Source organism: Oleiphilus sp. HI0043, assembly GCF_001634935.1.
Window position 1 is genome coordinate 1 of record NZ_LWEY01000590.1, and the last position, 7798, is coordinate 7798.

A 7798-nucleotide genomic window follows, 5' to 3' on the forward strand; every position below is an offset into this window, starting at 1 on the left:
AGCCATCGTTGCAACCACATCACCCTGCTTTAAACCCAAGCCTTTTAGCGCATTAGCTAACTGACGCGTTCGTTGAAAAGCTTCTGCATAGGTATAGCGAAAGCTTGCTTGATCTGCGGTAACCGAGACAATCTCTTGCTGGGGATAAATTTTGTCAGCAAACTCCATCACTGAAGTTATGGTTAAAGGCTGATCCATCATGGTTGAGATCATTTGCTACATCCTCTTGTTATAAATATTGTTCTTATTTATTAATCTATTGGCGAGTTACACAAAATATTGTTCATCATCTTCATGCACTTCAAACGCAAAGGATATCTGCTCCATCGTAAAACCTCGTCCAGCTAGAAAGCGCATTTGTCGAGACTTCTCTTTGTAGTAAAGCGCCCGATCTTTATCATTGAGCGGCTCTCTAAATTTTCGTAATCGTAAAGACTGAGCCAAGGCAAACCAGTCACCCTCAAACGCTTCAAAGCCCTCATTCACCATTGAAGACTTCACACCCTTTTGCTGTAACTTGAAACGTATTTTCTGTGGCCCATGCCCCTTCTCATAGCTGCTACGAATAATCATTCTCACATATCGTTCGTCACTCAAGTAGCCAGCGTCTAGCATCGACTGAACTGCCTGTTCCACCAGAGCCTCTTCATATCCCTTACCTTGCAGCTTTTCGCGCAGCTCATGTTCACTATGCTCGCGACGAGATAGAAGATCTACGGCTTTATTTTTAACACTTTGGAGATCTGCTTCTCTCTTCATTTACCACGTTTTTCCATAAAGCCCTGCGACTCTTTTCAATATTGGCCCTATACGGCTCTCGTCACGTAATGAATCCCGCTAAATACCAGAGAATAGTGGAGATTTTTACGCGAGGCTGCGCTAGAATGCCCGAGCCTATTGCTCTCTTGAAGCTAACAAAAGCCTCAGGGTGCAACATTTGGAACGAGTTTAAATATATCCAAGCTCGTTCAGTTAATTAAGACTATAACGTGAAAAACAGCAGATTCCTATGTCAACAATGTCAGTAGGAATTCGACTTTTCGCACTCTCAAAGTCTTAAGACAAAACGGTTTCCTTTTTCGAAAGGACTAACACTTTACAAGAGCATTATTAAAAACAGAGATAAGCGAGATACCAGCATGGCTACTTTTCTTTCCAAGCTATTCAAACCAAAATGGCAAAGCAAGCATACAGCAACCAGACTTGAAGCAATCAAAGAGCTCAACCCTGGCCAGAATGAAGATCATCAAATATTACTTCAGCTTGCACAAAACGATGAACAAGTAGCCGTCAGAAAAAGCGCCACATCACGCTTAACTGACCCTCAAGCACTGATCACGCTTCACGCGCAGTCTAAAGACGAACTAAAGCCTCTAATTGAAGAAAAGTTATACGAGCTGGCTAACGCTCAGTCATTGAGTATTTTCGACCTAATTACTGACAATAAAATACTTACTCAAATGATCATTAAGTCGAATCAGGCAGATGCTTTCCTAAGCGGTTTGGCTCGGATTGAAGATAAGCAATCACTGCTAGAAATTGCAGTAAAAGCAAAAATGGCAAAACTCCGACAAGCCGCTGCTGAGCTTATCGAAACAGAAGCAGACTTAAGCACACTGCTGAGTCAGGCAAAGGGTAAGGACAAATCGGTTTATCATATAGCCAAGTCCAAGCTTGCCACTATCCGCAATCAGATCGCTGAACGAAGTCAACAGCAACAAGATATAGAGAAAGCACTAGCAGACATTACCGCCCTCGCAAAAACCGAGGTTCTTCAGCACTACGATGCCAAGCTTTTTAACCTAAGCAAACGTTGGGCGGCAGTTAGCCTCAGTGCTAACGAAACACAACGCAAAGAATTTGCTCACTACCAAGCTGAGTGCCAAGCAAGAATTGATAAAATTGCCCAAGAAAAGCTCGAAGCAGAAGAACAGGAGCGCTTAATCCAAACCGGTGGTGATGAGCAAGAAGCGACTTTGTATACATTGTCTGAAACACTTAAGCGCTTCACCACGGAGGTCCCCTCATTTCATGATATCTCTGCAATTGACGCGCTAATCAAAACTCAGGAAAACCGCTGGCTCGAAGTCACTCGCAATGTAAAAGTCGAGAAGAACAAGGCAAAGCACTATCAAGTATTAATGAGTGAGATTCGTCAGTACTATAAAGCGCTTACGCTCTTGAAAGAAGCTGAGCCCGAGCTAAAGGAATCGATCGACGAACTTAGCAAACAGGGTAAAAAAGACAGCACGCAACTCGATACGCTCAACCAAAGAATTCGTAAGCTTCTTAAGCAGGTAAATTGGCCGAAAGATTACGCACAACCAGAAGTTATTTCCCAAAGCAATGAAGCGCTGGGGCATTCTGCTGAAATTAAGCAACAGGTCGCTGAGAACACTAAAGAGATTGAAAGCAAGATTTCCCAATTAGTCACGCAACTCGACAAGTCTTTGGAAGATAAACAGCTAAAAAAATCCAACTCTTTACTCAAAGATATCCAGCGACAAATCAGTAAGCTGGGAAGCAAGCAAAGTGACCAGTATCACAACATGCTCAACCTCAGAATTAACCAGTTGAACGACCTGCGCGACTGGCAGGGTTATGCATCAAACCCTCGCCAACTGGCGCTGTGCGAATCAATGGAGCGTCTCGTCGACACACATATCGAGCCACGCGATAAAGCCGATCGAATCAAAGCAATGCAAAAGGAATGGAAAACCTTGGGTGGTGCTTCAGACCAATCGTTATGGCAGCGCTTTAAAGAAGCGGCCGACAAGGCTTACGAACCTTGCCATGCTTTTTTTGACGAACAGAATCAACTTAAAAAGAACAACTCCGCAAAGCGCGAACAAATCATCACAGAGTTAAGCAACTTCATTGATAACAATGACTGGGAAAACGCTGACTGGAAAGGCGCTGAAAAAATTAACAGACAAGCTCGCCTTGAATGGAAAGAAGCCTACCCGGTTGATTTCAAAACCAATAAGCCAATGCAACAACAGTTCAATGCCCTCTTAAAAGCCTTTGATAAGAAACTTGATACAGAAAGAGACAAGAACCTCTCCTTGAAGCAAGAAATCATTGATCAGGCGCAGACGCTTATAGAGCTTGAAAACCTTGAACAAGCCATACAAAGTGCAAAGGACTTACAACAAGCCTGGCAAAAGGTTGGCATCACGCCTTATAAGAAAGAAAGAGAGCTTTGGCAAGCATTTCGCGCAATTTGCGACCAGATATTTGCCCGCCGCGACCAAGTTCGCAATGAAAAGAAAGAAGAGGCGAATAAGGCTTCAAACGCAGCGAACGAGCTTCTATCTCGTATCGAATCTGAACTCGATTCCCTAAGCGATACCAACCTTAGCGAACTCAAAGCCAGATTAAGCGAGTACCGTAAAGAATATAAGTCCCTACCTTCAGTACAAGGCAAAGCTCTGGAAAAAATTCAAAATCGTTTTGAAGCTTTACTCAAAAAACTTAAGCAACTTATCGCTGGCCAAGAAAACAGGCAGCACCTATTAGCTTGGCAAGAAGTACAGCGTAAGGCTAAGCTCTGTAGAGAGGTCTATCACAATAATACTCAGGCCGATGCGAGCCTTGATGATGAGTTTGCCTCGCAACTTGAGCTTCCTAAAGCTCAGGAAGATACTCTTAAAACTTTATGGATCTCTGTCAAAGCTGGTTCGGTAAGTCCCGAGCGTTGCGTGACACTTCAAGAGGCACGTTCTTTGTGTATAGCTTGTGAGATCGCTGCAGGTATCGAGTCACCGGAAAGTGACAAAGAGCTGCGCATGCAGCTACAAGTTAGCAGGCTTTCAGAAGGAATGTCTTCATCAGGTGAAAACCTAAGCCGAGAGCAACAACTTAGCGCAAGCTTACAAAAGTGGTATGACTCGGTTGGCCCGACACTAGAAGAGTTCAGCCAACTTGAGCCTCGAATTGACAATACAATTCAACACCTTTTTGCTCAATAAGACTAACTAAGCGAGACGGGTGCTCATCTATCAGAGCGCCCGGTTTGCTTCACTTCTGTCTGGACAGCATATTAATAATTGCGCCCGCCAGTATCGCTCCAGCACCCAGCCACACCCAGATGTCTGGTACTTCACTAAAAACAAGCCAGCCTAGCAATGCTGAAAAAACTACCTGCAGATAAGAAAACGCTGTCGCCCTTCCTGCAGGTTCCGTTTGCATTGACTTGGTTAAGCCAATTTGCCCGACCTGTGTAAAGATCCCGACCAAAAATAAAAGTGAACAAGCTTCCATTGTCGGCAAGACAAAATCGTCCCCCAATAACACGAGAGAAAATGGCAAAGCGACCATAGGGAAGTAGAATACAATCACGGAAGGGTCTTCCGTCTGACTGAGCTTGCGGACAATAACATAGGCCACACCACTCCCAAAAGCACCTAACACCGCAGCCATCAAGGCAAAACTGGCAATGTCCGTCCCTATTCCGCCAAACAACCAAGCAGGTCTTGCGACAAGCAATAAGCCAATAAAACTAAAACCGATACTGATAACAAGAGACCACTGCAATCGCTCCTTAAGAAAGAAAGTCGCTAGAATGGCAGTAAAAATCGGATGTAAATACTGTAGAACCGTGGCTTCAGCCAAAGGCATATGTGTCACAGAATAATATACACACACTAACGCCAACGTTCCCACTGCGCCGCGCAGCATTAACAAGGGGCGATTATTGCCCAGAAGGGAAATGCGCTTACGTTTTACATCGACATAGCTCAGGAGCACGGAAACCAAAGCTCGCGCAGCAACGATTTCCAAAACAGGTATACCCAACAAGCTGACTTTTTTAACGCAAGCAGCCATCAGAGCAAAGCCCAGCGCACTAAGAATCATGTAGCGCATGCCGATAGGCATGGCAAAGAAAAGCTGTTTCATTTTCTAGAACAGCGAATATAGAATAAACGCTCGATAAGCACGGCAACCTCACATGTTTAAAACACAGAGGATGCTACACAAAGTTAGTTCAGTGCTCAATGAATAGATGGGCTAAACGTCAGCTTTGCGCTCGTAAACTTTCACTCGAATCTGCTCGCGTGAGTCAAATTGACTGGCACGTAATGTATCAACTTGAGCCTGACGCTCTTCAGCACTCAAGCCTTCTATCAATAGGATTTCTTGTCGTTGATCCAGAAAACTATCAATACGCGCTTGCCATTGAGCGCGCTCCTGATCCAAAGTATCGAAACGTTCAGCTGCTTCAACACCAAACATTTCAACCCTAACCGCTCTGACTTCATCATAGCCGCCACCCTCTTCTTCTATTTTGGCAACACGGGCATTTAATTCGTCAGTGATACGAGCCTCTCTACGGGACTCTATAATGTCATAAGGCGCTTGAGCATCGACTTGCGCTAGTCGTTGAGCTTTTTCTTCTTCGCTCAAGCCTTCCTCAGCTTCTACACTTAGTCTAGCCAGAGTATATTGATCATAAGCCTCTTCTGAGGCATAAAATGCCTCGTAGACCTCTGCATCCAAATATTGCGCACGCATTTCTGACTGAGCATTTAGCTGCTCACTTAACAAAGCGACATAACGACCTTTATCGGCCATTAACTCTCCGCTCTCCATCATGCCTTTAATTGACTCTGAGCGACTGAGTTCATAGTCATACAGCGCTTGCTTTAGTGAGATATACTGAGCCAAGATCTGTTTTGACTGAGTCAGTGCAGGCTCCTGCAAATAGTAACTCAAGTATTCATCAATTCTAGCCAGCACGATATCCAACTCTTCTTCCTCAATGGTCGAAAGGAAGTAATCAAACACTCTTTTGATATCGCTGGAGATACGTAAGTTACCCTGGTCATCCACCTGCAGACTTTGCTGCATTTGAGTCCCTTGAAGCGAGTCAGGCAATGTACCTAGTCGACTCTCGTATGCAAGGGCATTGATAAGCTGAACACCTTCAGCCTGATCACTCGCCAATGGCCGATCCTCAAGCTGAGATAACCTGCTGCCTTGATTCAGACTGAGGAGACTAGTATGAGCCGCCCCCCCTTCATCAAATACAAAAGTACTTACAATCATCGCCAATGCTGCTACGCCAGCACCGCCCAATAGAAAGCTTCTCTTAACTAGTTTGGTTTGATGAGTCATTGACAAGCGATACCTTATGTTCTTGGAAAGTTAGAAGTTCTACTAGCTGCTGAAAACAGCTCCCCTAAAAGCATAGAGGAGCTGTAAAAGGCTTATAGTCCAGCAGACTTCAAGCGTGATGCCTGATTCTTATATAAAGTTAGAGGATCAGTCTCAAACAGATGGTGAATACCAAAGACATGATTCACTGCATCCATATGGTTCATGTTATAGCGCGTACCGATAACATCTCCCCAATGCTGGTCACAACGTTCAACCAAGCCATCGTTCGCACCACTGATCGTTGCACCCGTAAACATCAAGAACGCATCTGAAATATCTAAAGCATTGGTAAATGTCGCATCACCACCCCATGAGTAGTAACGAATACCATTTACTTTAGATGCACCTTCACCACAACGTGAGCTAGGCTTTCCATCCGGGAATAAAGCGTTAAACTGGTTAGCGCCTGGCGATGTCATGAACGTTACTGAGGCCTTCGCATCCTGCGCATACTCAGGGTTGCCTGACAAGGCATCAATTACGTTACCAAGCAGATTAAGAGATCCTTCGACCAATGCTTCAAGGCCACCACCAACAGGAACGATACCGCGAGCAACATCAGCGAAGTCAGAACCAAAGTTCACCGCATTGATAGTCGTTACCGAAGCAACCAAGTCAGGTCTTACGCCCGCTGCATAGCGTACAGTTGGCCCACCCAAGCTGTGGCCCATCAAGTTGAATTTCTGCGCACCCGTCGCCGCACGAAGATCTTCCAATGCTGCAATAAGGTCTTCTCCACGCTGGTATGCATCATCCCATGCAGTCACATTCGGCGCATAAACCTTGGCACCACGTTCTTTAAGAGCACTTTTAACACCATAAAAGTAATCGATACCTAAAATATCGCTAAAGCCCGAAACACCATGAACTAGAACGATAGGGTATTTTGTTTCGTAGGCGTCGCAATCCTGCCACCACCAACAAATTGCACTTGCTTGAGCACTAAAGACCATCAGTGCCGTGAGTAAAAGCCAGCTTTTAGCTTGGCCAAATTTATTATTTTTAGCTTTCATATTGTTTTGCCTATTATTTGTTTTTATTAATCAGGGTCGCTTTATTCAATAGCGCTTAAGACTAGCTTGACAAAAAACCAATCAAAAAAGGTTCTACAAGATCACAAACGAACATTTTTTAACCAATTATTTTCTAAACCAAAGCTTCTAGCACTATAAATAATGCGCATTCAGTTTTTCTAGACCAGAACCACTAAACCAGAACTACTAATTCTTACCGCATATAAAGAATTATCTAAATCCAATAGTATGTATTGAGCTTGTTATATTTATTTCTCATGTTTTGTAGCAAAGTTTATTGAAAAACTATTTTTGCTACAGAAAACGTTTCTACAAACCAATCCTCTCACAGCTCAAAACCAGAGCTCAAGAAGCGCAACCGCTAACTTAGACCCCGTTATTATTTTCAACAATTCCCCCCATTTGGGTGATTGCTCTCAAATCACCAAACAATTATAAATAAGCACCCAAGCTAAAAATTTTCTGTAAATTGATCCCTGAACCTTAGTTCTTTAGAATTGCTCCCTGCGCTTAAACGACCTAAGCAATCTGACCACTAATCGATATACTTCCCTGCTTGGAGCTTCTATGACAACCCTCACGCTGTTTATCAGCGACAATTGGCT

Annotated in this window: 6 protein-coding genes; 1 reads left to right on the forward strand and 5 read right to left on the reverse strand. The window is 44.0% G+C overall.

Going from position 1 to position 7798, the window contains the following annotated elements; all coding sequences use genetic code 11:
• Both A3729_RS07310 and A3729_RS07315 read right to left on the reverse strand, forming a co-directional pair.
• On the reverse strand, nt 1-213 hold a 213-nt coding region (locus A3729_RS07310), incomplete at its 3' end, for an AMP-binding protein (protein ID WP_156497762.1).
• 54 nt (nt 214-267) lie between these two features.
• Entirely contained in the window at nt 268-759 is a 492-nt protein-coding gene (locus tag A3729_RS07315; RefSeq protein ID WP_068514675.1) for a regulatory protein RecX, read from the reverse strand.
• Nucleotides 760-1139: 380 nt separating this feature from the next.
• Between A3729_RS07315 and A3729_RS07320 the strand changes: the two genes are divergently transcribed.
• Nucleotides 1140-3971, forward strand: a complete 2832-nt coding sequence (locus tag A3729_RS07320) for a DUF349 domain-containing protein (RefSeq protein ID WP_068514670.1) — start codon at nt 1140-1142, stop codon at nt 3969-3971.
• Between the two features lie 49 nt (nt 3972-4020).
• On the opposite strand, the gene A3729_RS07325 is transcribed toward A3729_RS07320, so the two are convergent.
• The 3 genes from A3729_RS07325 to A3729_RS07335 form a co-directional block, all read right to left on the reverse strand.
• Complete coding sequence (locus tag A3729_RS07325) at nt 4021-4899, reverse strand: DMT family transporter (protein ID WP_068514667.1); 879 nt, start codon at nt 4897-4899, stop codon at nt 4021-4023.
• A gap of 111 nt (nt 4900-5010) precedes the next feature.
• Nucleotides 5011-6117: a lipase secretion chaperone gene (locus tag A3729_RS07330; RefSeq protein WP_068514663.1), complete on the reverse strand. Its 1107-nt coding sequence runs from the start codon at nt 6115-6117 to the stop codon at nt 5011-5013.
• A 92-nt stretch (nt 6118-6209) separates the two neighbouring features.
• Nucleotides 6210-7172, reverse strand: coding sequence for a triacylglycerol lipase (locus A3729_RS07335; protein WP_068514660.1), 963 nt, complete (start codon nt 7170-7172; stop codon nt 6210-6212).
• Nucleotides 7173-7798 lie beyond the last annotated feature (626 nt).

Excerpts from the sequence above, each read along its gene's own strand:
- A3729_RS07315 (WP_068514675.1), bottom strand. The coding sequence starts at position 759 with ATGAAGAGAGAAGCAGATCTCCAAAGTGTTAAAAATAAAGCCGTAGAT.
- A3729_RS07320 (WP_068514670.1), top strand. The coding sequence starts at position 1,140 with ATGGCTACTTTTCTTTCCAAGCTATTCAAACCAAAATGGCAAAGCAAG.
- A3729_RS07325 (WP_068514667.1), bottom strand. The coding sequence starts at position 4,899 with ATGAAACAGCTTTTCTTTGCCATGCCTATCGGCATGCGCTACATGATT.
- A3729_RS07330 (WP_068514663.1), bottom strand. The coding sequence starts at position 6,117 with ATGACTCATCAAACCAAACTAGTTAAGAGAAGCTTTCTATTGGGCGGT.
- A3729_RS07335 (WP_068514660.1), bottom strand. The coding sequence starts at position 7,172 with ATGAAAGCTAAAAATAATAAATTTGGCCAAGCTAAAAGCTGGCTTTTA.